A 24,505-nucleotide genomic window follows, 5' to 3' on the forward strand; every position below is an offset into this window, starting at 1 on the left:
CCGTCATAGATGGAGCCTGATACCAATACAAATGGTATAACTAGGATAGAAATACCAATTAACGCCACCAACATTGAAGCCAAACCCCGTTTACCACCAAGCGAACGTTCGAGCTTTTTGGTGACGGGCAACAGAGCCACGGCAATGATTGCCCCCCACAACACCGGAATAATGAACGGCTTAATGATGTCGTAAGTAAAACTGAGTAGAAGTACGAGTAAGCCGATTCGAATAGCCGACTCCACCATATTGTTGACAAAGAGCTTGCTTTGACGTTGTTCGGTTTGTCTATCCATTTTGTTTTTCCCTGTGTTGCAAATTTGCACTGACTAAACTCGACACGACGATGGCCATATAAAATACGCCTACGATTGCCTCTAAATACACCACTACTTGAGCCAATGGAGTCACTGGACTTATATCACCATAACCGAGCGTGGTTAAAGTAACGAAACTAAAGTAGGCCGCATTGGAGAAGTTGTCTCCCCAAGAAATTGCTTCCATACCGGTGAATGCGCCCGGTGAATATTCAATGACTACCAAGTAAACGATAGCCCACATTAAGCCGAGCAGGAGAAATAATGCGACTGAGCCGATGACTTTGTTGGTATTTACTTCGCCATGAAACAGTACTTGCCTTGCCGTGGACTTGAATGTTCCTAAGAAGAAACAGAAGGTGAGCGCCAGCATGGCGATATCCATTTCACGTCGCTCGAATATGAGTTTGAAAATAATGACAGCAACCCAGCATAGAGCCAGTGTTTTCAGAAGTCGTGACCAGTTTTTATCAAACCGAAGGCTCGCAAAGCAGACAATAAAAGTAATGACAATGGTAACTTGAAGAACACGTTCGATAGCACCACTACCTACAACTTCAGCCAAAGCTCCGCTTATCAATAGGGCGATTAAAGCGAGAGTCAAATAGAAGAAGTTGTTTTCTTCATTGATGTTTTTCAGGCGGCTTCCTACTTTCATCCTGTCTATCCTTGCATCTTTGTGACTGTGTTACCTATTACATACAAGTAAGTGGCATGTTACTTTGCGTCTTCCATCACCATAATAGACGCCGACAGACCAAATCTTAGGTGAACCCCCTCAGGCAGCTCTTTAATCGAAATACGCACGGGAATACGCTGCGCGAGTCGAATCCACTGGAATACAGGGTTTACATTCGGCAGTAAGTTGTAGCCTACGGTGCCGTCTTTGGGTGCAATTCCCCAGCCAATGGAGTCGACTGTCGCTTCTAATGGTGTGTCCGGATGCGACATTAAAGTGACCCGAGCGTCACTACCGGGTTTGATTTTTGGCAGTTGGTTCTCTCTAAAGAAGCCGAATACCCAAAAGCTATTTTCGTCAATTAGGGCTAATAACGGTTGGTTGGCCACCGCCTGCGTACCTGTTCGAATATCGAGGTTGGATACAAACCCGTCAACCGAAGCTACGACACGGGTATAGCTGAGGTTAAGCTTGGCGGATTTCAGCTTTTCTTCCGACGCTTTGATTTTGAGTAGGGACTCTTGATAAGAGATTTCTCGTCGAATGAGATCTTTGTGTGATACCGCACCTTTATCTTTTTTACGAATGTCGAGTAGCCGGTCATATTCGATTTTCTTGCCCTTAGAGCTGATGATGGACTGCTCAAGAGCGACTTCCGCTTGAGCCAAGGCCACCTGGTAAGTCTCTGGATCAATTTCAAACAGAAGTTCGCCTTTTTGCACTCTTTGGTTATCGGTGATCGCAACGTTAACAATGGGGCCTGACACGCGTGGGGCAACTTTAATAATATTTGCCCTTACTTGGCCATCTCGCGTCCAAGGGTTATTGAAGTAGTCTTGGTATTTTTGATACCCAAACCAAGCCGCGCCGCCAAGTATGACTAAGTTCAGGACGATAATAATGGATTTCTTCATTCGAGAGGCTCCTAAAACCTAATCACAAAGTGGTCGAAGGCAACGACGTACATCACCACAATGGCAAGGAACGTCAGTGATGGGAATGCGACAAATCGAGACAACTTAGTTTTGTTCATAATGATCACCGTAATCCATGTGGCAACAATAGCCATACACACAACGAGAAGTAGCGGTGAAAAATAGATATCGCCCCAAGCGAGTTCGTGTGGCATTTACGGCTCCTCCTTGGTGGATGCGGTTCTAAACATCAGTTCTGGTACCAGAGTATTTTCTTGGTTTAATTGGTTATCCCAATCCGTTCTTTTTTGCATCTGTTCAATGTTATCTGGAGACACAAAGCGCTGTCCGGATTGAATTTGCCAACCGCCACCCAGTGACTTGTAAAGCGCGACGACTTGATTGGCGACGTTGCCTTTAATCTGTGCGTAGCTATCTTCACTGCGAGTCATTTTCTCTACCGAATTGAGCAGGCGCTCAAACGAGATTTGGCCATTCTCATACTGAGTAAGCGAGATATTGAATGCTCGAACCGATGCGTTGACCGATTGAAGTCGAAGCGCTTTTTGCTCAACATAGAGCTCGTAGGCTTCCATGGCATTGGTGACCTCTTGCACCGCTTGTAGGACCTTCTTGTTGTAGTTGGTCATTGTCTCTTGAAAACGAGCATCTTCCAGGCGGATGTTATTTTTAACTCGGCCGTATTGGAAAATGTTCCAGCTAAAGGCAGGACCAGCTACTAAAGTCAGTGAGTCATTAAAGCTAAAGCTTGAACCAGAGGGGACTGAGCTGTCGATACCAATTGAACCAAATAAGGAAAAACTAGGATAGAGCGCAGTTTCGGCCACGCCAATCTGTGCACTCTGGGCATGGGCTTGAAGTTCGGCGACTTGCAGATCGGGGCGTCTCATAACCAAGCTGGCGTCGATATTGGAGGCTAGTGCCGGAGCCTCGGGCACAATTGAACCATCTTCATCTTCTGATATCAGAGACTTGGAGCCTGATGAGCGAAAGCGTTGTTCATATTCAGCGAGCCTTTGACTCATCCCATCTTCAAGTAAAGGATCGACTTGCTCTGGCAGCAAACCGAGCAGGACAGCAAGTGCGTTGCGTGCCTGTAACATGGCAATCTCAAGCGCGGGCAGTGCTGCTTTGGTGGTGAATAGTTGGTTTCTCGCCTGCTGCACGTCGAGTTCGGTGACGTTACCGGACTCAAATTGTACTCGAGTGATGTTGACAACACGCTCTTGAATTTCAATGTTTCGCTGCGACAGCAACATACGCTCTTGGAACGAACGATAGTTGATGTAGTTGCGTGCCACTTCTGAAGTAATGGTCACCAATATATCGTTATAGGAGGCAATCGAGGCGTAGTAAGTGGCCTGTGCGGCTTCAATACCGCGAGCGTATTTTCCCCAAACGTCCATTTCCCAGCCAGCATCGAAGCTAATGGCAGCGTTGTTGAAGGCGCTTTCGTTAACATAGGCTCGTGCCAAGTTGCCCGATATGGCTTGTGCTTGTGGGTAACGTAGGCCATCAGCAATGCCTAATACGGCTCTAGCTTGTAGGATTCGAAGTCCAGCGGCTTCGACATCGAGGTTTTGTTTAGCGGCTTTCTCTACAAGTTGATTGAGAGTCGGGTCGTTAAACTGTTGCCACCAGTTTGCCGTCGATTGTGTGCTCGATTCGGTTTCACTGTCGCTCCATGACTGAGGAAGCACTACCTTACTGCTCGGCTCAAATTCAGGGCCAAGCGTAGTGCAGGCCGTCATTAGCATAGTCGTGGTAAAGGCTATAAATAGCCGATAGCTCATCATTTTTTCTTTCCTAAAATCGATGCATCTTGAGGTTCTCCAAATCGATATCTCGGCTGGCCTCTTGAACATTTTTCAGCGATTCATACAGATTTCTTTTTAAATGAAGAAATAGGTAGAAGCCTGCAATGTCATTTTTGTCTATCTCATCCAAGTCGAGCGACTCGAAAAAGGTTTCCAGAGCTTGTTCTGCTCGCGTGTAGTCTTGTTCAGCCCGCTTGAAATACTCATGGCTGTTTGATTGTGCGCCACCATGTATTTTAGCCCCGTGTATTTTGACTAGGTTTGGTAAAACAGTATCGACATGAGTCTCTCTAAGCTTAGTAATCAATGAGTTATTTTTCAGAATTGTTTGTGCGGCAACGAGATTATTTACATGTCCCATTAGCACTCCACAGCGTTTGGCGTAGTGAACTAGGTGTTGTTGGGTATTGTTATCGAAGTAGCTCACGTCGACCTTACTTGCCCAAAGCACTAGCTTTTTAGAGGCAACATTCGCAGTTTTGACATGCAGAGCAAGGCTCAGCCTTGTCAGCCAGTTTGGTCTGATATTTTGCATGCCGAGAAGCAAGCGGTGTAAGTGAAAGAAAAGTCGCTGTCTAACGGTTAGAAATAGATGCTCTGCTTTGCTAGAAAAGGGAAAGTAGTGTGAAAACACGATCATCATTACCACAAGGTAAAATAAGATCACGACGGTAAGAATGATGCCAAAGTGATAGGTCATCGTGTTGTCTATCCCAAGTACAAACATACCCAACATAAAAAAGATGGTGATAGGGCCTTTGAATAGGTAAAAACCAATAAACGTATAAATAAATAGGAACAGTGCGAGCTCAATTCCAAGCTCTAGCGCAGGCAAAATAAACACATAGGCAGGGATAGCGAATAAAAACCCGAATGTGAACAGAAACCCTAGCGCTTTAGGATGAAGCGGCATAAAAGACAGGACGGCCATAAATATGGTAGAGAAAATCACAAAGCTGTAACCACCGGGCGGGTTAAACAGAATCCATAAACCGCCTGCGACCCAGTAAGTGACGAAGACCTTAATCGACGTTTTAAAGTTTTCTGCATCCCACCACAAAAAGGCACTCGGCATGGGAAGAAGCGTCTCTTTAAACGACACCACTTTGGTGATGGAGTCGATACAGCTAACCGTTTCAGCAAGCTTACCTGCGTTGTCATAGAGCCGATTCATTAGATAACCCAAAGTCAACACCGACGCCCTGGTAAGGTGAGTGCTTGTCGCCAATTTTGCTTCATCAACTTGCAGTTTTTTCTCTTCAAAGCGGAACGACTCTCCACTTTCAGATGAGGCCAAAAACTGCTGACTTTGCGAGAGCAGCGTTTCAATTTGTGCGACAAACTTAGGGAACTCAGCCAAGTACTCATTGGTGTCAGCGTGATTGAATCGCGCACTTGACGCAGTGGCAAGAAATTGAGTGATTTTCTGACTGTGGTGGATAACCAGTTTCCACTCCTGCATGTACGCCGCAACTTCGCTGCTTTCCTTTTTGATGACGTTGAAACGTTGCTCTAGCGTGGTTTGTGCGGTGAACAGTTTTTCGACTAGCTCATCGATGGATGGAGTGGTGTCGTCGGAAGAGTTCTGTTCACCAGCTTCGTCTTTTGTCTCATTTGTTTGAATATCCTTCGAAGTGGAAGGTGCCATACCTGGCAAAGACGCGGAAATTGCGGCGAAGGATTTTTGTTGTATGTCCAAGGTTTCTCGAAGCAGCGTAGTGAGGTTTTGCTCGGCTTTACTGGGGAATAAATAGACGCCCACCAAGGTGTAAATTGTTACTCCGAATACCGTCATATAGGCACGGTCGACACCATACAGAAAGGCACCTTCAGCATCGCCGCCGTTTGACATCATGAGCGTCATGACCGCCGTTAACATGAGTAGAGTAGGGTCACTTTGATAGGCGTTGCGAAGGTAAAAGATAAACGCCACCACAATAGACACGCTTAACATGTACAAAAAGCGGTCTTGAGCGAAAGCACCCACCAAAATAAGACCGATAACGGCACCGACAATGGTGCCAAGTACCCTTAGGCTACCTTTTTCAAAAGACTCACGCTGACTCCCCGTTGATGCAATGAGCATAACGGTCGTCGCAGCCGTGGAGGCTTGAGGCCATCCCATAGCAAAAGGTATGAGATAAGCGAGAGTCAAACTCAGCGCCACCTTAGTGGCAAATCGCGCTTTGCTGTTCATCATCCATGAATTTAAGAAGAGGCTTAACAGAAATATAGACGTTAAATGATAGGTTGGGTGGCTAACATCAAGAAATTTAAAAGCTTTCGTGCGTTTGGTGAACTGCCTCGAGCCTTTAAAAAGGAGAGTTAAGTCGTTCAGTTGTCCTTTTTAGATAAGTTGCACTGTATATCGGCGCAAAATCTTCTAAATTCATAGTAGCAATCAAACAAAAGGATTTAACGTGCTGAAACTAAAAGGACTGAGTGGAAGAACCTTGGTACTGATATACACGACTTTCGTCATGTGTGTGTTCGCGATTGCCTCAGTCGTCATTCTGGGTAGAGAATCCAAGTATGCAATAGATTCGCTACAAACCACCGGTTCAAACCTAGAGCTGCAAGCCGCTAAATTATTTGTCGAAGAGTATCTAGACAACGCGAAGGCGCGCGTGAAATTGGCGTCGAGTAACACAGATATTGTCGATTTTCTTGAAGGGACGCATAACGTGAATCTCGATTCGACCTTACACCGTTACGAGGGAGATACACGCTCGGTCTTGTTTGCTGTCTTCAATGCTGACAGGGAAGTCCTATTCGAAGACAAGTTTCGCCATCCTTCTCGTGCCAATGAAAACCGAATTTTTGATGAAATGAAGCAGCTCGCTTCAAATCTGATCACGCCAGCACCGGTCTACCTACTCCACAACGATACTGACCATATATGTATTAAGATTTTCATGCCGATCATGAGCAAAGGAAGCTTTGTTGGAATGGTGTTTGGTGAAACGCCGGTGGACTATGAGGAACTGTTTGGAGATTTGATTGATCCACAAGAGCGCTGGTATGCGTTAACGCAAGGAGACGTTTTTGATTATGTGACTCAAAATAATCTTGATTCGTGGTTGGTTAACTCCACACCTGTAGCGACCGCAGGCTTAACGTTAATGCAAGGCGTCAACCCCAACTCATTGCAGCTGCAATCTGACAACTTTATGAGTCACATTTACAATGCGATAGCGGTGGTCATGGGGGTAAGCTTCCTGCTGGTCCTGTTTGCCGGGAATAAAGTACTGGTTAACCCGCACAAAGAGCTAGAGATTTCACAAAAAGAACTCGCTGAGAAAAATGCCGAGCTCATTGTTCAGGAACGTGAGAGTAAGCTACTTGCCACCGTCGTGAAAGCCGCGAGAGATGCCGTGGTCATAACCGATAAACATGGTGCGATTGAATGGGTGAATCGGGCATTTGAAGAGATGACGGGTTACGCACTGGTCAGCGTACAAGGCAAGATCCCTGGTCACTTCTTACAAGGAGAAAACACCAATCCCGAGACGAAAAAACGCATTGCAGAGTCCTTATCAAAGGGGCTGCCCATCAAGACAGAAATCTTGAATTATGATTCTCAGGGGAATGAATATTGGGTTGATATCGATATTACGCCCATAAGTGATGAGCATGGCGTCATTGATCGATTCATTGCGATAGAAAGGGATGTCACCGAATACAAAAAACTTGAAAGCAAACTCACTAAGACCGCTAAAGAAGCGAATGCTGCGAATGAGGCTAAATCAGCATTCTTAGCGACAATGAGTCATGAAATTCGTACTCCTATGAATGGTGTGTTGGGCCTGACCCAAATCTTAGAAAAAGAAATTACTGACCCCAAACACCGTGAGGCACTGCAACTCATATTGGGTTCCAGTAATCACCTTATTTCGATACTCAATGACATCTTAGATATATCGAAGATTGAAAACCAAGCCTTGGTGCTTGAACATACCCAATTTAAGATGCAGGACATTCTTGCACCAGTGAATAATACCTACCAAAGCCTATGTTCAGAGAAGGGGTTATTGTTTGAAATTCATGATAAAACAGACCCGCAGATACAGTTTGTTGGCGATCAAGTTAGGTTAAGACAAATTTTACTGAACTTAGTCGGTAATGCGCTTAAGTTCACTCAAAAAGGCGCTATCACAGTGACAGTAGTGACTGATGGTGAGGGGCAATGTGAGTTGATAGTCAAAGATACTGGCATTGGCATTCCGCCTGAGAGAGTCGACAGCGTTTTCGAGAAGTTCGAACAAGCGGAGACTTCAACCACCCGTCAGTTTGGTGGAACCGGTTTAGGGCTCTCCATTGTGAAAAGCCTTACTTTGTTAATGGGCGGAAAAATCGATGTCAGCAGTGAGGTGGGTGTGGGCTCGACATTTTCTGTTCGAATTCCGTTACCAGCAATAAAGAGCAAGGCAACAGACGAGACGAGTTCTACCCCGATTGATGCCGATTTTTCCATCTACAAGGTGCTTCTTGTTGATGATAATGCAATCAATAGAATCGTGGCTGCTAAGTTTTGTCAGTCTTTGAACATTGAAGTAGAAAGTTGCGCCAATGGCGCCGAGTGCTTGGAGATGTTTGATCCGAACAAATACAATTTGATCATATTGGATAACCATATGCCCGTTATGAATGGGCCTAGTGCCGCCTCTGAGATACGCGCGAGGTATGGCGAGAGTATCCTCATTTTTGGCTGGACCGCCGATGTGATCAGTGAAAATAGACAGGAGTTTCTGGACAGTGGGGTGAACACTGTGATCGCTAAGCCGCTTATCAAAAAGGACTTTGAAAGAGCCCTGTTGACCTACTTAAAGGACGTTGAAAGTAATAAAACGGCTTCGGGGTCGTCTGTTGGATGCTCTTCGAGCAATTAAATAGAGTTAGAGTTTCTGGTGGGTGTCATTTTTTACGGCTCTAGTGATATAGTGCTAGCTCAGAACACGATTAAGGAACAGTAAAAAATGGAACAATTTCTGGCACTTCTGGCCTCTAACCCAAACGAAGTCATGTTTGAGCAAACAATGCAGGTGATTGACGAGCACTTCGATTTTACGCCAGTGAGCTTTATCAATGGCGACACTGAGAATCAAGCGGGTCAAAATAACGGCTCTTGTAAGATCTTCGCTTTCGCTCAAATCAAAGAGCTGGATGAGCCATCAACGTTGGCATGCTTTGGCCAATACTATCGTGAAGATGTGCTTAAAAACCCTGAAGGTACTGATCACGCTAATATTCGTAACTTTATCAAGTATGGTTGGCAGGGCGTAAAATTTGACGGTGTGGCGTTGGTTGCTAAGTAAGGTTTTAGTGCTTCGATAAAGGGCTAGGCCGCAGTCATCCTCAACAAAAATTTCCGTTCTTGGGAGTGTTTATGCCTAATATGGCTCATGTTAAGTGATAGGTTTACACTCGATGTGAAATCTACGCAAAGCTCCTACCATTTCGGTAGTGGTTATCGTGAAGAAGGGGCATAAGGAAATGCTCGTTGTGTCGTTGGTTTCGGACAATAACTTAGCTATTGCACGGAAAGGTATCACAACGGGTGATCAAGGATTTGCCCATGGCTGGAATTTAACTCGAAAAGATGTGGCGACCAGAAAAATGTTGGTTCAAAATGATTGGAAGGTTAGTACCGCGACGGACAAGATAAGCCAATGCCAACTTACAGAGCGTAGTTGATTCAATACGGCATAGCGGTCAGCGATAAGTATTGCTGTCATGGCAAGCATAATTAGCAGGCTATGGGATTGAAGGAGCAGCATACTTAACATGACAAGCCCGCATTCAATGACGCAGCGACTCCAGGCGTTGGCGGTGCACCGAACAAGACTGATGTAGAAGAGCGCCCCAATGACATGGACAGGAAGGAATTGAGAGCAGCGTGTCTTTATAGCGATCACGCTGTTTCGCCGACCAACCCACCAGCAGCTCACCAAGACAGCAGGTGCAAGGTAGGGGGAAAATCCAGAGATTGTTGGCCAATTTTGTTTTGCGGCATCATAAACGAGCGTCAATCCTACGCAGGGCAGTACCCAAAGCACACTGTAAGTGACCAGAGCGACCCCAACGGCTATAAATCGCTGGCTGGGATTGACTGAGCGAACAATATGTAGCACCACCGGTATAAACATGGGTGTCATCATGGCTACAATCATCAGCTGACTATTGATGAGCAGCGAGCTTATCCCTTGCTGATGGTGATGGGCATGGCCGCTAGACAGGAATGCTTGCGCACCGAGAGCTACCCATCCGAACAGGCACAGGCTGGCGAGTAATGGCAGAACCCACGGGTAACGGCGAAATTCCCTGACACGTATTTCGGCACCTTCAAGCCACCGGTAAAGTCTGTCCTTGGGTTGGGCATTAGGCTGCAACGAGAGCGTTTGTGATTGTGGCATCATTCAATCCTTTGTGGGTAGCAGGGCGCGGCAAAGCGCCCCATACAGATCATTGAGTGAACTTGAAACTGATCGTGATTTTGTCGATGGCTGCAATATTCTCCTTGTTTACGCTGCAGCTTGGCCTTAATCGAAGGCTGATCTTCTGTCCGGCCAAGATCAACTGACCGACCTCGATGATCGAATCCCTTGGAATCGGTAAAGCCTGGGTCAAGGGTTTGTTGTCCGTCAGCGGGCTGGTTATCAAGTTTCGTCCCGCACCGAAGAATGAAACAGGACCCAACTGGTAGCTCTTTTCATTGCCGTTAGTGTCTTTAGCAACAAGATCTGCGGCTAAACGGAATGTATGCTCGGTAGTTGTCATACCTTCGAACTGGATTGCCATGTGCTTAATTACATCTTGGAATTGATCGGAGATACACGAGTTAAAGTTTTTCTTAAAACTGGAAAGATCCACCGGCTGTAAATCCACGGTAACAGGTTTTGTACCTAGGCTAACTGAACTTGGCGCCGATGCAATTGAAAGGATAGTAGCCTTGGGTTTGAGTGGAGCAGCAGCTGCAACCACAGCCTCGGGTACGGCGATTTCGACGACATGAGGACTGAACTGACGGTATGCCAATACATCACTGATAAACGCTTGCTGACGGTCTGCGGGGGCGTATTCATAGCTGATTTCGGCCAACTTCTCGCCTTTCTCCGAGGTCACTGTCAGTCGCTGGGTACCCGAGAACTCTTTAAGCATCAGGCTGACATCAGCCACATCTTGTCCGTTTGCCCATTTGAACTTAAATTGTTTATCCGGATATGGGGTAGATCGTCAATTTCCACGATACCGCCAAGGCCAGTCCAGAATGTCCAGAGTCTGTCGATATTTGCGTGGTGGCAATAGAACAGGGGATCTAGACCGGCAGTGGGCAGTGAACCCATTGCACCACCAACTTGATCGTGAATATGATCATGAGGCCACGACTCCACTGAATTCGGTGACCAGAACTCTTTTGTTGAGAATTCTTCGAATTCGACTTGCCCTACGCTTTCGACGGATTGTTTGTAGAAGTTGTAGTTTCCTCCTACGCGCCCTGGATAAAACAGCGGCGAGTCTTCGTTAAGGAACGGTTCAGGAATCACCATATTGGCTTCACCGGAGGTGGTATAGTCCCAATACGGGAGCGCCCAATCAGCAGGTCCGCCCAGTTGAGTAATGATGCTTCGAAGCATATTCTCAAAAGACAATAGGTATTGCCTGTGCCAGGCGAGAAACATAACTGAACCATGTGGGCATTTAGCGAGATAAGGCAATTCACTGTCTGTGAAGGTATCGTGTTGCTCTTTTACGCCGGTTACCCAGTGCTGTTGTTTACCGGCTGCATTGGTATAAGTGGCTTCCCAAAAAGCCCGTAGGTCTGGATCGTTAAACTCATATTGATGGCACGCCGCCCACCAACCCCAGCTACGCGGATCGCGAACGTCAAGTCCGCGCATGTGGTCGATAGCTTTTGCATACCAGTGAAGAGCATCATTTGGGTTTTCACCCGACTGACCAAGGATGTTAGTGCGAGTTAAATTGATCATACTTATTCGAGTCCTTTTTGTGTATTGATTAATTAACACCTCAGTGTATGAAAGTAGATTAATGGGTAGCATGTGCAATTTGTTGAGTAATTGAGTGTTCGAAGTTTGAGATTAATCACAAAAAAAACTGTTCACTTTCGCTGTTTCATACACCTCGAAGGTGTGATATGCAGCAGGGTGCGTTTTGATTGCTGTGTATTGGATTAGCACATTTGGCTATTAGTTAGACTTTTAAACATGAGGAAAAGCAATCTACAAAGCAGGATTTGATATCTAGTTCAATCCGACTCTAGCGAAGTTTGAGGCAAAGGTTCGTTAGTGCCTCACAAAATTATCCCAAGTAATCCGCTTCCGTAGTTCTCCTTTTTAAGAAGGTGAGGCCAACTAGTTGCCAACGTTTTAATAGCAAGCAGGGAAAGTAAATCACTACTTTCCCTGCTAATGAACACTAAGCCTTAGGATCAATCGCCTCCTGCAAACCATCTCCCAAAAAGTTAATCGTAATCACTGTGATCAGCACCATCACTCCTGGGTATACGGCTGCCATTGGGTAGTGCCACATGGCTTCGCGAGCGTTTTGTAGCATGTTACCCCATGATGGTGTGGGGGGATTGATGCCAAAGCCGAGGAAACTCAGTGCACTCTCGGTTAGGATTGCGCCGCCAATGCCAAGTGTGGTGGCGGTGATAACGGGAGCAATGACATTAGGTAGGATGTGCTGCCTCATTACAAACCAGTGGCTTGCGCCGTAACCGATAGCCGCTTGCACATATTCTCGGTGTTTTACGGATAGGGTGTTTGAACGCACTAAACGTGCGGCAAATGGCCAGCCTAATAGTGAAATCACCACTACTAAACGGTAGACACTAAAGCTATCACTACGGACTAACTCTTCTGAAAAGCCTAGCTTGGTCATATCAATGCTTTGGATCAAAATCAGCAACATGATGCCCGGCAGGCTAATGATAAAGTCAGCACCGCGCATGATGACCGCATCGACACGGCCGCATGATAGCCAGCAATAACACCCAGCACAGTGCCAATCACAGAGGTTGCGATGGCGGCAACAAAGGCAAATGTGAGGGATACCTGACCGCCCAGAAGTAGGCGAACCAAAATATCGCGGCCTAGCTCATCCGTGCCGAGCTTATGCGTGTCGCTTGGGGCTTCGAAACGGCTAAAGAGATTGTCTTCGAACGGGTCGACACCCAGCCATTGCCCAATACTCGCCGCGTTAAAGCACAGTAGAGTCATTACAGTGAGGAGCAGTAAAGAAGCCATGGCCAACTTATGGCGAGATAAGCGATGAACGATTTGCAGCCAAGGATTTTGGCTTCTTGCTGCGAGTGCGGTCATGATGGGCTTCCTTTTGTTAAGTCAATGCGGGGATCTACTTTGGAGTAGAGAATGTCGGCGACGAAGTTCATCACCAAAATGGCGGTAGTCGCGACCATAAAACAGAGCATCGCCACGTTGTAGTCGCTGCCGTTAATCGCGTCGACAGTGAGCTTACCGATACCGGGCCAGCTAAAGATGGTTTCGGTCAGTACTGCGCCGCTCATCAGCGCGGCAATATCCATTGCGAGCACGGTAATCATCGGTAACATGCCGTTTTTGATGCAATGCTTGAACAGCACTCTTGTCGACGAGGCGCCTTTCGCTTTTGCCGTTCGCACAAAATCTTGGCGAAACACTTCCAGCATACTTGAGCGCATAAAACGCGAAATAGAGGCAATGCTGAGTAAGGTCAGACTAAGAATAGGTAGGATCATATAGCGTAGCCTATCAAAACCTTCAGCGCCATCGGCTTCTCCCGTTCCTCCTGCGGGGAAGAGGGGGTAGACCACAGAAAACAACATGATCAGCATAAGCGCGAGCCAAGCGGCAGGTGTAGACAGAAATAGATAGGTGATGCCACTAATCAGATAGTCGGTGAAGCGATTTTGTTTTACGGCACATAGCACACCAACGGGTAGCGCAATGAGTATAGAAAGAAGCGTGCCGCACCCAACCAATATAAGGGTGTTTTTCATCGCTTCCCAAAGGACGGAGATAGCAGGCTGTGAGAACATGCGCGAATAACCGAGTTCACCTTGCAGCGCATCACCAAGCCAATGGAAATAGCGAACATAAACCGGTTTATCCAGTCCTTGCTCTGCTTTGAGTCTTGCGACGTCTTCAGCGGTAATATGGGGATTATTTTGTACCATGAGATCGATGGGATCGCCTGGCATTAATCCCATCAAGTTGTATGCTGCGAACGATGCCAGCAGAAGAACCAGCAGCATTTGCAGTAATCTTGAAAATATAAATCGTTTCATAAAATGTGTGTATCCATACGGGCATAAAGCCCTTACATTTAATGGCTTAGGTCAGTGGTTAAAGGGCAGTGCCAAACTGTTTATGCGGTGACGGTTTGATGAGCGCGATTTCGCCTTCGTGTATTGCCAATGTCGGGAACAGCGCTCAGTAACTCACGGCTATAAGCGTGTTTGGGATTCGCAAAAAAGTCCGCTTTGGAGGCCTGCTCGACGATGGTTCCGCTTTTCATTACCACCACGTCGTGGGCCAAGTGGTAAACCACGGCCATATCGTGGCTGATGAACAAGAACGCAATACCATGCTCCTGCTGCAAATCTTTAAATAGATTGAGGATTTGCGACTGCACGGACACATCTAGTGCGGAGAGTGGTTCATCGGCGATGATAAGTTCAGCCTTAGCATTAATGCTCTGGCAATGGCGATCCTCTGCCTTTGTCCGCCGGAGAACTCATGAGGGTAGCGGGTAAGAACGTCTTCTCGCATGCCCACCCAACCTAAGACTTCGATAGCGCGAGCACGCTGTGATTGCTTATTGCCAATGCCGTTGACTTTCATCGGTTCAATCAGTGAAGAGAGAATCGGCATGCGCGGGTTTAACGCTGAGTAGGGGTCTTGGAACACAAGGCCAATGCGTTGTCGTAATCGACGCTGCATATGACTAGGCAATCTGGACACCTCTTGGCCTGCGAGAAAGATATCGCCGGAATCGGGACGCTCCAACATGCTGAGCATGCGGCCTAACGTCGATTTTCCTGAGCCCGATTCACCGACTATCGCGGTGGTTTTTCCTGACTCAACTTTGATGGAAACATTGTTGGTGACATGAAGGGTTTTCGGTTTTCTTCCAAACATCGAGCCTGCTTCAAGGAGGTAGTGCTTGTGCAGGTTATTGGCTTCGAGCAAAGTCATTAGGCCGCGCCTCCTTGTTGACGAAACGCAGGCTGTTGTAGCGTCGAGCTGGTTTGAGCCGCTGCCGTATCTTGCCGTTGTTGATTGCGCTTCTCTGCTTTCTGTAAGTAGCTATCGTAGAGCTCAGGGCAGCGGTCGCGAAAGCTGTAGTCTTCATTTCGTTGATCGAGTGGTGGTACGCTACCGGGAATAGCGGGCAGCCTGTCCACATCGACACCGACTCGTGGGATTGTATCGAGTAGCGCTTGCGTGTAGGGGTGTTGAGGGTTATCGAAAATCTCATTTACATCGGCGATTTCAACGACACGTCCTGCGTACATCACCATGACGCGATCCGAGATTTGCGACACCACACCCAGAGAGTGACTGATAAATTGGATAGCCGTACCTGTGGTTTCTCGCAGCTCTTCGAGTAGGTCGAGCACTTGCGCTTGAACCGTTACATCAAGCGCTGTGGTCGGTTCATCGGCAATCAATACTTTCGGCTTACAAGCGAGCGCCATGGCGATCATCACTCTCTGTCTCATTCCCCCTGATAGCTCATGCGGATAAGCATTAGCACGCTTTTCTGGGTAGGGAATGTGAACTTGTTTGAGCATTTCGATGGCACGATCACGCGCTTCTTTGGGGGAGCTGTTTTCGTGAATAATGAACATTTCGGCGATCTGATCCCCGACTTTCATTACTGGGTTTAAGGCGGTCATTGGCTCTTGGAAGATCATGCCAATGCCCTCGCCACGGATATGCTGATACTGCTTTTCGCCCAGACCGACAAGATTTCTTCCACCGAAGCGAATATCACCAGACAAGGTAAGCGATTTATCGAGTAGCCCCATAATGGCAAGAGAGGTGAGTGACTTTCCGCAGCCCGACTCACCGACGACGCCAAGGATCTCTCCCGGCTTGATTTGATAGCTGACATCCTTAACAGCAAAGTGCGGCCCAAGGGCCACACTCATATTGCGGACGTCTAAGATAACTTCATTCATAGACACTTCATTCTTAAAAATGGATACCGCTTAGCGGCTTCGATGCTTATTCATTTCGAACTTTAGAATTCGAAATCTAGTTCGCTCGACTCCAGTTTTCGGACCAGTAGCTTGAGTAATGTTGGTGCCCGGTTGGCTCAACATTAACCAGCCATTTTGGAAGAATGTAGCTGTCTGAACGATAGTAGAGAGGCAGTGCTGGTAGCTCTGTCGCATATAGGTTTTGGAATTGCTTCCACAGCTCAGTGCGCTTCTCTTTGTTAAGTTCGCTATCGATGGCTTCTAGGACTCGATCCATTTCAGGATTGCTGTAGCCAGCGTAGTTTTGTCCTGCCCATTGATTGTCTTTAGTTGGGATATAATCAGAGTGAAGAATCGTTAACGGTGGGTTTTCTGGGGACGAACTCCACGCAAACATGGCGAGACCTTTGTGTTTGCGCTCGGTCAAGGTAGTACCAAAGTACACGCGTGCAGTTTGGTTATTGATGGCTGCTTTGATGCCGATCTTCTTCCACTGACCTTGGGCGAACTGCTGAACCAACTCACGTGTCTTGTTGCCCGCAGTCGTCATAAATTCAATTTCCAGCGGCTCGCCATCTTTCATTTGCACGCCATTGACTAGCTCATAGCCGGCTTCTTTTAGTAGTTGCTTCGCTTTTTCTGGATTGTAGTCGTAGGTCGGTGTTTCAGAGGTATAGATGCTATCCAGTGGGCTTGTATCTGAGTTAGCAACTTGTTGTTTTCCATCGAATAGTTTGTCGGTAATTAGTTTGCGATCTAGCCCGAATAGCAGTGCTTGGCGAACTTTCACTTCCGACAAGTGAGGATTGTTGAGCTGAACGTCTAGATGCTCGTAGAGTGATGCAGGACGAATATCGACGTTAAACCTGTCGCCAAATTTTTTCTCAAATTGCAGCGCTTGGTCGAGAGTGAGACCCAGTTCGCCCGGGATGTAGTCGACGTCACCGGAAAGTAAGTTCGCTTGCAAGGCTTGAGTGTCAGAAACGGTTTTCAGCGTCACTGTAGCAAAGTGTGGTTGTTTGCCTTTCCAGTGCTCGTTGCGGGTCATTTTAACGAACTGACCTTGTTTGAGCTGCTCGATGATATAAGGGCCGCTGTATAGGCCAGCCAAGGTTGGCTCTGTTACGAACTTGGTATTAAGGTGGTACTTGCTTGGATCGTTTTCAAATATCGACTCTTCGATATGGGAAGGAAGAACGTGTGGAATGTAGTCTGCGTTATATTTAAACGAGATACGGTCGACATAGACGTCTAAAGTATGCTCATCGACCACATCAAGCTTCTCAATCTGCTGTAGGGTTGTCAGCTCTGGGTTGCCTTGCACGTCAGGAGAGGTCACCACTTTGTGCCAAAACACCATATCTTTTGTTGTGATGGGGGTGCCGTCGCCCCAATAGAGATCAGATTTGAGGCTGACTCGCATCTTAATGCCTTGCTTGCTCTCACCTTCTTTGGCATGTGGCCTATCTACAATTTGCGCTAAACCATTTTCAAAGCTAGGGACTTCTTCACAATAAAAGCAAACGAGCTCCCAGTTTTGGTCGTAGCCAATGGTTTCACGGTTAACAAAGCCTTTGGTGTAGGCTTTTGCCACCATGCTGTCGATGTCAGGGTGTAGAGTGGCAGGGTATTGTGTAATACCTATGGTGAGCTTGTCGTTGGCTGCGAAAGCTGAAGTTGAAAGCAATGCAGAAGCACAGGCGAGTGCAAAAGCAGTTTTTTTAAATGGCATCTGATTTCCTTATCGTTTTTATTGACTTCAAGTCTGGCGCTTGAAATTGGTTACATCCGTGTCACTCAAAATTTACATTTACCGGTTTGAGTACGGAAATGCGCGTGAGTGCATAACCAGTCCACCATAGTGGGATGTCCATTGCTAAGCAACTCAATGAGTTACTTGTTAGGTCGAATTGTATTTCATGTCACATTTCCTATCTATTTAGTGAACTAAAATCAAAAAGTGCGTGTTTACTGGCTCTTATCTAGATGTGTTGATTACATTTTATTAACTGAATTGTCACTTATGATGGCTGGTATGAAGTAAGGCAGAATGCGTATCAGCATTGAGTTACCCGCTTAAATAACAAACCCTAAGGAGGCTCTATGCCCGACAGTGAGTTGGTTTCATTGCGCAGTGTCAGCAAGCAATTTGTTGATGGTAATGAAGTACACACAGTACTTCGCGACTGCGAACTGGTGATGGCTACTGGCTCGAGTATTGCGTTAATGGGCGCGAGTGGGAGTGGCAAAAGTACGTTGATGAACATCATTGCGGGTTTTGAGCCATTAAATTCAGGAGACCTTATCCTTGATGGCCAAGAAACGAGTCAATGGCGAGATAGTGACTGGAGTGAGTTTCGCATCCACACCTTAGGTGTTGTGTTCCAGCAGTTCAACCTATTAACGCCACTCAATGTGCGTCAAAACATTGCGTTTCCGCTGTCTCTTGCTCAAAAGCAATGGAACGGCTGGTGTGATTACTTAGTAGACACACTAGGTCTCAGTGGACTACTGGATAGGCATGTCGCGGCGTTATCCGGTGGGCAGCAGCAAAGAGTTGCCATCGCGAGAGCGCTTGCTAGCGAGCCTAAGTTGCTTTTAGCAGATGAGCAACGGGTAATTTGGATGAGCAATCGGCAGAGAGGTGATGCAGCTTTTGGCCGATATTACCCAGCGAGGTAATACGGCGGTGCTTTTGGTCACGCACAGTGAGGAGTGCGCAGCTTTTATGCAGTCGAGATTACGTTTGGTGAACGGACAGCTCTATGACGCGAGTTAAGCTTTGGCATCTAGTGCTCGCACTGCGTATTTATGCCCGTCATTATCTGCAAGCTCCATTGCAAGCCGCCTCTATATTGATTGGCATTGTGCTTGCGGTGATGCTGTTTGTAGCGGTGCAAGCGATAAACCTAAATGCAAAGCGCAGCTACGCTGATGCCGCAGAGCAACTGAGTCTACCCGCCTCGCAATTTATCATCCCACCTACTGGACAACAGTATTTCTCAAACGATCTCTATTTTCAGCTCAGGCAGGCTGGGTTGAGCCAATCACTGGCGGTACTCGAAGGACGCGTTCGCTCATCCGAAGGGCGGCGATACTCAGTGCAGGGCAGTGATGTGGTGGCGGCTGTCACCGCGACTATGAACCATGGGCTTGAACATGGGCGCGAAGATGGTAAACAGCCAGTTTTTCTGTTCGACCAGCAATTGCCATTGGTTGATATGCTCCGTGGTGATCCCGTCGCTTTGGTGAGCGAACAACAGTTTGAGCAAATGGGGCGCCCGAGCGAGTTGATACTCGATGATACCAAGACACAAATTTATGCCGTGCCTGATAAATGGCAATTGGGTAGTCGAATGCTGGTGGACATTAGCTTCGCTGAGCGTTTACTTAATCGCCCTGGGCAGCTTAGCTACATAGCAGTCTTTGAAAGTCAAAACCAGCAAGAAAGGAATTGGAACAGTATCGTCGCTGAGCAAGGCCAATGGATTGAAAACACTCAAAGCAGCGATCTCGATTCACTGACCGATAGCTTCCACCTAAACCTAACTGCGATGAGTATGCTGGCTTTTTGGTAGGGCTGTTTATTGCTACAATGGTGTGAAGTACAGTTTGCTAAAGCGCAGGCGATTGCTGGTTCAACTGCAGCAAGCGGGACTTCATTCCACAACGGTGTTTGCTGCTTTGTTGGTTGAGCTGGCCATCATGGTTCTGCTTGGATCCTTGCTTGGTTTTATATTCGGAATGCAGCTCAGTCATTGGCTGCATCCAACGGTAGCATTGACGTTGGAGCAGCTTTACGGCGCCACGCTACTACCTGGCTCTTGGCAATGGAGCTGGTTGTTTCAAGCCTCGCTATTACGTTGGCCGCTGCGCTTGGGGCATGCTGGCAACATTTTCGGGGTAGCGTTCAGCAACCTTTATCCATCCACAGTGGCTATTACGCGCTTCCAGAACCACAAAAGACTACGCAGTTATTGGTTGTGGCCATTGGTTTAACGATGTTGGCGGTGGTTGGACTCTTGCTCAGTCATCATTTTCGGGTCACTATGCTTTGGCTTGGTGTGCTGGTGGTTGCGACGCCACTTTATCTGCCCAAAGGTCTATTGCTGCTGAGCGCTTGGGTTGAAAAACTGTTTACCAGTGGGTTGAAACACTATCTTGTCGCTGAGCTTAAAGAGTTGGTCGCACCGTTATCTCTCGCGATGATGGCATTGCTGCTGGCAATGACAGCGAACCTAGCGATGAACACTTTGGTAGTGAGTTTTGAGCATACATTGAAACAGTGGCTGGAGCAGCGCTTCATGCGGACATTTATATCAGCCCCGCACAAAGTGAGATGAGCAGCATTCAAAGTAGGTTGCAGGCTATGCCAGGAGTCAGCGCCATCTTCACTCAAAGCTATTTAGATACGACGGTTTCTAACCTTCCCACCAAGCTCGGCACCAAAGACACGTTAACCCTCGAACAAACCATGGTCGCCAAAGAAATGGTGCAAGATTTTTGGCCACGTTTTTATCAAATGGAGTTAGCGGCTATCAGTGAGCCTATGGCGGTGAAACTTGGGCTAGCGCTTGGTGATGAGATAGAAGTGGGGGAGCTAAACACTGCGCTTGAAAAACCGCTAAAAGTCGGGGCAATTTTCTACGATTACGGCTCACCGACAGGAGAGCTGTTGATCGCTCCCGCACTTTGGCAGCGCGCTGAATTTTCACCTGTACCGACGAGCTAGGTATTCAAGCAGAATTTGATAGCGATGATATGCGCAGGCGATTGATGGACGAGTTTGGGTTGAGCGACACCCAGCTCTACGATCAACAACAAATCAAAACCATAGCACTCGAGATTTTCTCGCAGACATTTGCGGTCACTAAAGCATTGAATGGTGTCACGTTAATGGTGGCCGTCATCGGGTTGTTTAGTGCCTGCTTCATGCTTATAGAAGCGCGAAAAGCGGCGATAGCTAGGTTGTATGCGCTTGGAGTACGCAGTCGAATATTGCTTGGCATGGTTGTGATGCAGATGGTGGTTTTGGTCTGCTTTACTCTATGCCTTGCGCTGCCACTTGGTGCGTTGGTGGGCTATGTGTTAACCGACATGGTAACGCTGCGCGCGTTTGGTTGGAGCCTGCAATTTGTTTGGAGCTGGAGCGATATTGCGATGCTATCACTTGTGAGTATCGTAACGGCATCAGCAGCGACGGCATTGCCGTTGTGGCGTTTGGTGAAACGTCCAGCGATGTCGAGTCTTCAGAGCGAGGTGCTGTAATGAAAAATAGAGCCTCGTGTATTTTGGTGGCACTATTGCCACTCTTACTTCTATTGAGCGGTTGCGAGGAGCCAAAGCCTCGAGGGTTTGGTGCTTTACTAGGTCAAGATGAACAAGGCTTTACCAAGGTCACTGCCAATCGAAATATCGAGTTTCCTAGAGATCATCAAGCACATAAAGATTTTCGCTACGAGTGGTGGTATGTCACTGCAAATTTAGAAAACAGTGCAGGCGATACTTTTGGCGTTCAATGGACACAGTTTCGAATCGCTTTAGCACCAGAAGGGCCGCAAACCATAGAACAACAAGAGGCAAATTGGAACAGTACACAGATATACATGGCGCACAGTGCAATCACCACGCCAACGCTTCATCTTGCAGAGGAGAAATGGTCTCGCGCCCATCCAAAAATGGCAGGGGTGACTGAGCGGCCATTTTGTGTGTACTTGGATGATTGGCAATGGAATAGTGAGTCCGACGGCATGTTCCCCGCCACACTTTCCGTTGCTGCAGATACATTTAGCTATAAGCTTTCACTATCTAGCGAGTCAGCCTTTCAGCTTCAGGGTGATAATGGATACAGCGTGAAAAGCGCCGATGGTAGCGTCGCTTCACACTATTACAGCCAGCCGTTTATTGACGTCACGGGCTCAATTCAAGTGGAAGGGCAAACACATCAAGTGACAGGGCAAGCTTGGATAGATCGAGAGTGGAGTTCACGTTTTTTGCTCGGCTCTCAGCAAGGTTGGGACTGGTTTGCGTTAAGGCTCGACACAGACACTAGCCTGGTGGTGTTTCAGCTCAGAGATAACCAAACAGGGGAAGCGAACTATACCTATGGCCGATTGATGTATCGTGACCGAGAAGGAATCACCATTAGCGCAGATGAACTCTCTCTAAAGGTAAAAACATACACAGACCTCAATGGCCGCCCGCACCCGACAACGTGGCAACTCGACATACCAACGCACGAACTATTTTTGACGATAGATGCCATTAATCCCGACGCTAAAATGCCATTGACCGTACCTTACTGGGAAGGACCTGTGCAGATAACAGGCTCTCATGAGGGGGTGGGATATATGGAACTCACGGGTTACTAAGCCTTGTAATGTCGCCCGACACGCAAACTTTCATGTAATGCACGTAATTGGCGTGCTTCGACTTGGTTTGCAATCTCCAACATAGTACACCTCTCTGTAGATGACTTAGGTATTTAAAATTGGAGAGGGTTCATGCAGTCGCTCGTCGCTTTATCGATGTTTTCGATTCTATCGATCATCGCGTTGATTCACGTGTATTGGGCGTTTGGGGGTAAAAAGGGCGTTCAATTGGCGATCCCTAAATTGGAAGGGAGCAATGTGTTTACGCCGGGCGCCGGGGTGACATTTTTAGTGGCGATGTGTCTTTCGCTGTTTGCTGTACTGTCTTTAGGGTTTATACAGTTAGTGTTCATCGAGCCTGAAATGCTGGAGTATGTTCAGTGGGCCGGTATTGTTGTCGGAGCTATTTTTATTTTAAGAGCGATAGGCGACTTTAACTTGGTTGGCTTTACCAAAAAAAACAAACAGGGGGATTTTGCCGTGCTTGATAGTGTGCTCTACTCTCCACTGTGTTTATTACTTGGCTCTGGTTATTTCTATCTGGTCTGGGGTGGATAGAGGCAATAATAAACAAACGAAAAGAGCGCACCGAGGTAGTTATACTTCGTATGCGCTCCGATGACTAATCGTGACTATTTTTCAGCTTGAGTAAACTCAGACCAGCTCAATACACCTTGAACTGCGCGTTTCCAACCGCTATAACGAGTTTCACGTTTTTCCGCATCATCTGATGGAATGAAGGTGCGGTCGATCTCTGCTTTACCGGATACTTCTTCCAGTCCCTCCCAGAATCCGACAGCAATACCAGCGAGGTAAGCGGCACCTAATGCTGTAACTTCAACCACTTTTGGTCTGTGAACTTCTGTGTTTAGTAGATCCGCTTGGAACTGCATCAAGAAGTTGTTGGCTACCGCGCCGCCGTCTACACGTAGCGAGGCGAGATCAATGCCCGAGTCAGCTTGCATCGCATCAATCACATCACGACTTTGATAGGCGATACTTTCTAATGTTGCGCGGATGATATGGTTGGCACCTGTCCCGCGAGTCATACCAATAATGGTACCGCGTGCGTAAGCATCCCAGTACGGTGCACCAAGGCCGGTAAAGGCAGGAACCACATACACGCCATTACTTGATTCGACTTTGTTCGCAAAGTACTCAGAGTCTTTTGCATCGTTCAATAGCTTCATTTCATCGCGTAGCCATTGGATAGATGCGCCGCCCATAAACACAGAGCCTTCAAGCGCATAAGCGAGATCGCCTTTCGGGCCGCATGCGATAGTGGTCAGCAAAGAGTTTTTAGAGGTAATCTTCTCTTTACCGGTATTCATCAGCATAAAGCATCCTGTGCCGTAGGTGTTTTTCGCTTGTCCCGGCTCTACACACATTTGACCGAATAGCGCCGCTTGCTGGTCGCCTGCAATACCCGCAATAGGGATACGTGTACCGCCTTTACCACCAATGTTGGTTTGGCCGTACACTTCTGAAGATGGTTTCACTTCTGGCATCATAGAACGTGGAATATCAAATTCTTTGAGGATACGTTCATCCCATTCAAGCGTATTGATATTGAAAAGCATGGTGCGTGATGCGTTGGTGAAATCAGTCACGTGGACGCGGCCTTGAGTCATCTTCCAGACTAGCCATGTGTCTACAGTACCGAACATCAGTTTGCCTTCTTCAGCAAGGTCGCGAGCACCTTCGACGTTGTCGAGGATCCATTTCACTTTGGTACCCGAGAAGTATGGGTCGAGTACCAGACCGGTGTTCTCACGAACATACTCCTCAAGGCCGTCGCGCTGTTTAAGTTCTTGGCAGATTTCTGCTGTACGGCGACATTGCCAAACAATCGCGTTGTAGACTGGCGCACCCGTTTCTTTGTTCCAAACAATGGTCGTTTCACGTTGGTTGGTAATGCCAATGGCGGCCACTTCATCGGAAGTGATGCCTTTTTGGCCAAGTGCTTCAATCAGAGTGGAACTCTGCGTGGCATAGATCTCTAGCGGATCATGCTCAACCCACCCAGCTTCTGGATAGATTTGAGTAAATTCTCTTTGGGCGACACTGACAATATTAGCGTCATGGTCAAGAACGACCGTTCGTGAGCTGGTGGTGCCTTGATCAAGAGCGACGATGTATTTCTTAGTCATAATAGTG

At 47.3% G+C, this 24,505-nt stretch carries 21 protein-coding genes and 2 pseudogenes; 6 read left to right on the forward strand and 17 right to left on the reverse strand.

The window, feature by feature from the left end; genetic code table 11:
- The 6 genes from TZ48_RS15105 to TZ48_RS15130 form a co-directional block, all read right to left on the reverse strand.
- Positions 1-296 (reverse strand): AI-2E family transporter (locus tag TZ48_RS15105; RefSeq protein WP_162674608.1); only part of this gene is annotated, 296 nt, incomplete at its 3' end.
- A complete protein-coding gene (locus tag TZ48_RS15110) occupies positions 289-975 on the reverse strand; it encodes a potassium channel family protein (RefSeq protein WP_112479762.1) in 687 nt (228 codons plus the stop codon). The genes TZ48_RS15110 and TZ48_RS15105, both read right to left, overlap by 8 nt.
- Positions 976-1,034: 59 nt before the next feature.
- Positions 1,035-1,910: an HlyD family secretion protein gene (locus TZ48_RS15115; RefSeq protein WP_112479763.1), complete on the reverse strand. Its 876-nt coding sequence runs from the start codon at positions 1,908-1,910 to the stop codon at positions 1,035-1,037.
- 11 nt (positions 1,911-1,921) lie between these two features.
- The gene (locus TZ48_RS15120; RefSeq protein WP_042498270.1) at positions 1,922-2,125 is read right to left on the reverse strand and encodes a DUF1656 domain-containing protein; all 204 of its coding nucleotides are present in this window, start codon (positions 2,123-2,125) and stop codon (positions 1,922-1,924) included.
- Complete coding sequence (locus TZ48_RS15125; protein ID WP_112479764.1) at positions 2,126-3,727, reverse strand: TolC family protein; 1,602 nt, start codon at positions 3,725-3,727, stop codon at positions 2,126-2,128.
- A 10-nt stretch (positions 3,728-3,737) separates the two neighbouring features.
- On the reverse strand, positions 3,738-5,945 hold the full coding sequence (locus TZ48_RS15130; RefSeq protein WP_112479765.1) for an FUSC family protein: 2,208 nt from the start codon (positions 5,943-5,945) through the stop codon (positions 3,738-3,740).
- A gap of 223 nt (positions 5,946-6,168) precedes the next feature.
- Between TZ48_RS15130 and TZ48_RS15135 the strand changes: the two genes are divergently transcribed.
- A complete protein-coding gene (locus tag TZ48_RS15135) occupies positions 6,169-8,637 on the forward strand; it encodes an ATP-binding protein (protein WP_112479766.1) in 2,469 nt (822 codons plus the stop codon).
- Positions 8,638-8,724: 87 nt separating this feature from the next.
- A complete protein-coding gene (locus TZ48_RS15140; protein WP_112479767.1) occupies positions 8,725-9,063 on the forward strand; it encodes a HopJ type III effector protein in 339 nt (112 codons plus the stop codon).
- Between the two features lie 309 nt (positions 9,064-9,372).
- Here the strand turns inward: TZ48_RS15140 and TZ48_RS15145 are convergent, their stop codons facing one another.
- The 10 genes from TZ48_RS15145 to TZ48_RS15180 all read right to left on the reverse strand — a co-directional run bounded on the left by TZ48_RS15145 (position 9,373) and on the right by TZ48_RS15180 (position 17,709).
- Complete coding sequence (locus TZ48_RS15145) at positions 9,373-10,164, reverse strand: copper chaperone (protein WP_112479768.1); 792 nt, start codon at positions 10,162-10,164, stop codon at positions 9,373-9,375.
- 46 nt (positions 10,165-10,210) lie between these two features.
- A complete protein-coding gene (locus TZ48_RS15150; protein WP_162674610.1) occupies positions 10,211-10,924 on the reverse strand; it encodes a hypothetical protein in 714 nt (237 codons plus the stop codon).
- The gene (locus TZ48_RS25235; RefSeq protein WP_239670902.1) at positions 10,906-11,736 is read right to left on the reverse strand and encodes a tyrosinase family protein; all 831 of its coding nucleotides are present in this window, start codon (positions 11,734-11,736) and stop codon (positions 10,906-10,908) included. The genes TZ48_RS15150 and TZ48_RS25235 overlap by 19 nt, the downstream gene beginning before the upstream one ends.
- A gap of 448 nt (positions 11,737-12,184) precedes the next feature.
- Positions 12,185-12,721, reverse strand: a complete 537-nt coding sequence (locus tag TZ48_RS25240) for an ABC transporter permease (protein WP_239670903.1) — start codon at positions 12,719-12,721, stop codon at positions 12,185-12,187.
- Positions 12,673-13,092, reverse strand: coding sequence for a hypothetical protein (locus TZ48_RS25245; protein WP_239670904.1), 420 nt, complete (start codon positions 13,090-13,092; stop codon positions 12,673-12,675). Before TZ48_RS25245 ends, TZ48_RS25240 begins: the two co-directional genes overlap by 49 nt.
- Positions 13,089-14,057 (reverse strand): ABC transporter permease, encoded by a 969-nt coding sequence (locus TZ48_RS15165; protein WP_112479770.1) that lies wholly within the window; start codon positions 14,055-14,057, stop codon positions 13,089-13,091. Before TZ48_RS15165 ends, TZ48_RS25245 begins: the two co-directional genes overlap by 4 nt.
- A gap of 80 nt (positions 14,058-14,137) precedes the next feature.
- On the reverse strand, positions 14,138-14,404 hold the full coding sequence (locus TZ48_RS25250) for an ABC transporter ATP-binding protein (protein WP_239670905.1): 267 nt from the start codon (positions 14,402-14,404) through the stop codon (positions 14,138-14,140).
- A gap of 8 nt (positions 14,405-14,412) precedes the next feature.
- Positions 14,413-14,967, reverse strand: coding sequence for an ATP-binding cassette domain-containing protein (locus tag TZ48_RS15170; protein ID WP_239670906.1), 555 nt, complete (start codon positions 14,965-14,967; stop codon positions 14,413-14,415).
- Positions 14,967-15,956, reverse strand: a complete 990-nt coding sequence (locus tag TZ48_RS15175) for an ABC transporter ATP-binding protein (protein ID WP_112479771.1) — start codon at positions 15,954-15,956, stop codon at positions 14,967-14,969. Before TZ48_RS15175 ends, TZ48_RS15170 begins: the two co-directional genes overlap by 1 nt.
- Positions 15,957-16,032: 76 nt before the next feature.
- Positions 16,033-17,709, reverse strand: a complete 1,677-nt coding sequence (locus tag TZ48_RS15180) for a peptide ABC transporter substrate-binding protein (protein ID WP_112479772.1) — start codon at positions 17,707-17,709, stop codon at positions 16,033-16,035.
- 371 nt (positions 17,710-18,080) lie between these two features.
- On the opposite strand from TZ48_RS15180, the pseudogene TZ48_RS15185 reads away from it, so the two are divergent.
- From TZ48_RS15185 to TZ48_RS15200, 4 genes and pseudogenes are all read left to right on the forward strand, one after another.
- Positions 18,081-18,756 (forward strand): annotated as a pseudogene (locus TZ48_RS15185) (ABC transporter ATP-binding protein).
- A pseudogene (locus tag TZ48_RS15190) lies at positions 18,743-21,245 on the forward strand (ABC transporter permease). The pseudogenes TZ48_RS15185 and TZ48_RS15190 overlap by 14 nt, the downstream one beginning before the upstream one ends.
- The gene (locus TZ48_RS15195; protein ID WP_112479773.1) at positions 21,245-22,348 is read left to right on the forward strand and encodes a lipocalin-like domain-containing protein; all 1,104 of its coding nucleotides are present in this window, start codon (positions 21,245-21,247) and stop codon (positions 22,346-22,348) included. Before TZ48_RS15190 ends, TZ48_RS15195 begins: the two are co-directional and overlap by 1 nt.
- A 132-nt stretch (positions 22,349-22,480) precedes the next feature.
- The gene (locus tag TZ48_RS15200; RefSeq protein ID WP_112479774.1) at positions 22,481-22,906 is read left to right on the forward strand and encodes a DUF3995 domain-containing protein; all 426 of its coding nucleotides are present in this window, start codon (positions 22,481-22,483) and stop codon (positions 22,904-22,906) included.
- A gap of 74 nt (positions 22,907-22,980) precedes the next feature.
- Here TZ48_RS15200 and glpK read toward each other — a convergent pair whose 3' ends face one another.
- A complete protein-coding gene (gene glpK / locus TZ48_RS15205) occupies positions 22,981-24,501 on the reverse strand; it encodes a glycerol kinase GlpK (protein ID WP_112479775.1) in 1,521 nt (506 codons plus the stop codon).
- Between the last annotated feature and the right edge of the window lie 4 nt (positions 24,502-24,505).

The organism is Vibrio variabilis (assembly GCF_003263785.1).
GTDB lineage: Bacteria > Pseudomonadota > Gammaproteobacteria > Enterobacterales > Vibrionaceae > Vibrio > Vibrio variabilis.

What these genes read in the sequence shown, in the direction of transcription:
- TZ48_RS15115 (WP_112479763.1), bottom strand. Translation starts at nt 1,910, where the DNA reads ATGAAGAAATCCATTATTATCGTCCTGAACTTAGTCATACTTGGCGGC.
- TZ48_RS15195 (WP_112479773.1), top strand. Translation starts at nt 21,245, where the DNA reads ATGAAAAATAGAGCCTCGTGTATTTTGGTGGCACTATTGCCACTCTTA.
- TZ48_RS25235 (WP_239670902.1), bottom strand. Translation starts at nt 11,736, where the DNA reads ATGATCAATTTAACTCGCACTAACATCCTTGGTCAGTCGGGTGAAAAC.
- TZ48_RS25245 (WP_239670904.1), bottom strand. Translation starts at nt 13,092, where the DNA reads ATGACCGCACTCGCAGCAAGAAGCCAAAATCCTTGGCTGCAAATCGTT.
- TZ48_RS15125 (WP_112479764.1), bottom strand. Translation starts at nt 3,727, where the DNA reads ATGATGAGCTATCGGCTATTTATAGCCTTTACCACGACTATGCTAATG.
- TZ48_RS15110 (WP_112479762.1), bottom strand. Translation starts at nt 975, where the DNA reads ATGAAAGTAGGAAGCCGCCTGAAAAACATCAATGAAGAAAACAACTTC.
- TZ48_RS15200 (WP_112479774.1), top strand. Translation starts at nt 22,481, where the DNA reads ATGCAGTCGCTCGTCGCTTTATCGATGTTTTCGATTCTATCGATCATC.
- TZ48_RS15145 (WP_112479768.1), bottom strand. Translation starts at nt 10,164, where the DNA reads ATGATGCCACAATCACAAACGCTCTCGTTGCAGCCTAATGCCCAACCC.
- TZ48_RS15140 (WP_112479767.1), top strand. Translation starts at nt 8,725, where the DNA reads ATGGAACAATTTCTGGCACTTCTGGCCTCTAACCCAAACGAAGTCATG.
- TZ48_RS15120 (WP_042498270.1), bottom strand. Translation starts at nt 2,125, where the DNA reads ATGCCACACGAACTCGCTTGGGGCGATATCTATTTTTCACCGCTACTT.
- TZ48_RS15130 (WP_112479765.1), bottom strand. Translation starts at nt 5,945, where the DNA reads ATGAACAGCAAAGCGCGATTTGCCACTAAGGTGGCGCTGAGTTTGACT.
- TZ48_RS25240 (WP_239670903.1), bottom strand. Translation starts at nt 12,721, where the DNA reads ATGCGCGGTGCTGACTTTATCATTAGCCTGCCGGGCATCATGTTGCTG.
- TZ48_RS15170 (WP_239670906.1), bottom strand. Translation starts at nt 14,967, where the DNA reads ATGACTTTGCTCGAAGCCAATAACCTGCACAAGCACTACCTCCTTGAA.
- TZ48_RS15175 (WP_112479771.1), bottom strand. Translation starts at nt 15,956, where the DNA reads ATGAATGAAGTTATCTTAGACGTCCGCAATATGAGTGTGGCCCTTGGG.
- TZ48_RS15180 (WP_112479772.1), bottom strand. Translation starts at nt 17,709, where the DNA reads ATGCCATTTAAAAAAACTGCTTTTGCACTCGCCTGTGCTTCTGCATTG.
- TZ48_RS15165 (WP_112479770.1), bottom strand. Translation starts at nt 14,057, where the DNA reads ATGAAACGATTTATATTTTCAAGATTACTGCAAATGCTGCTGGTTCTT.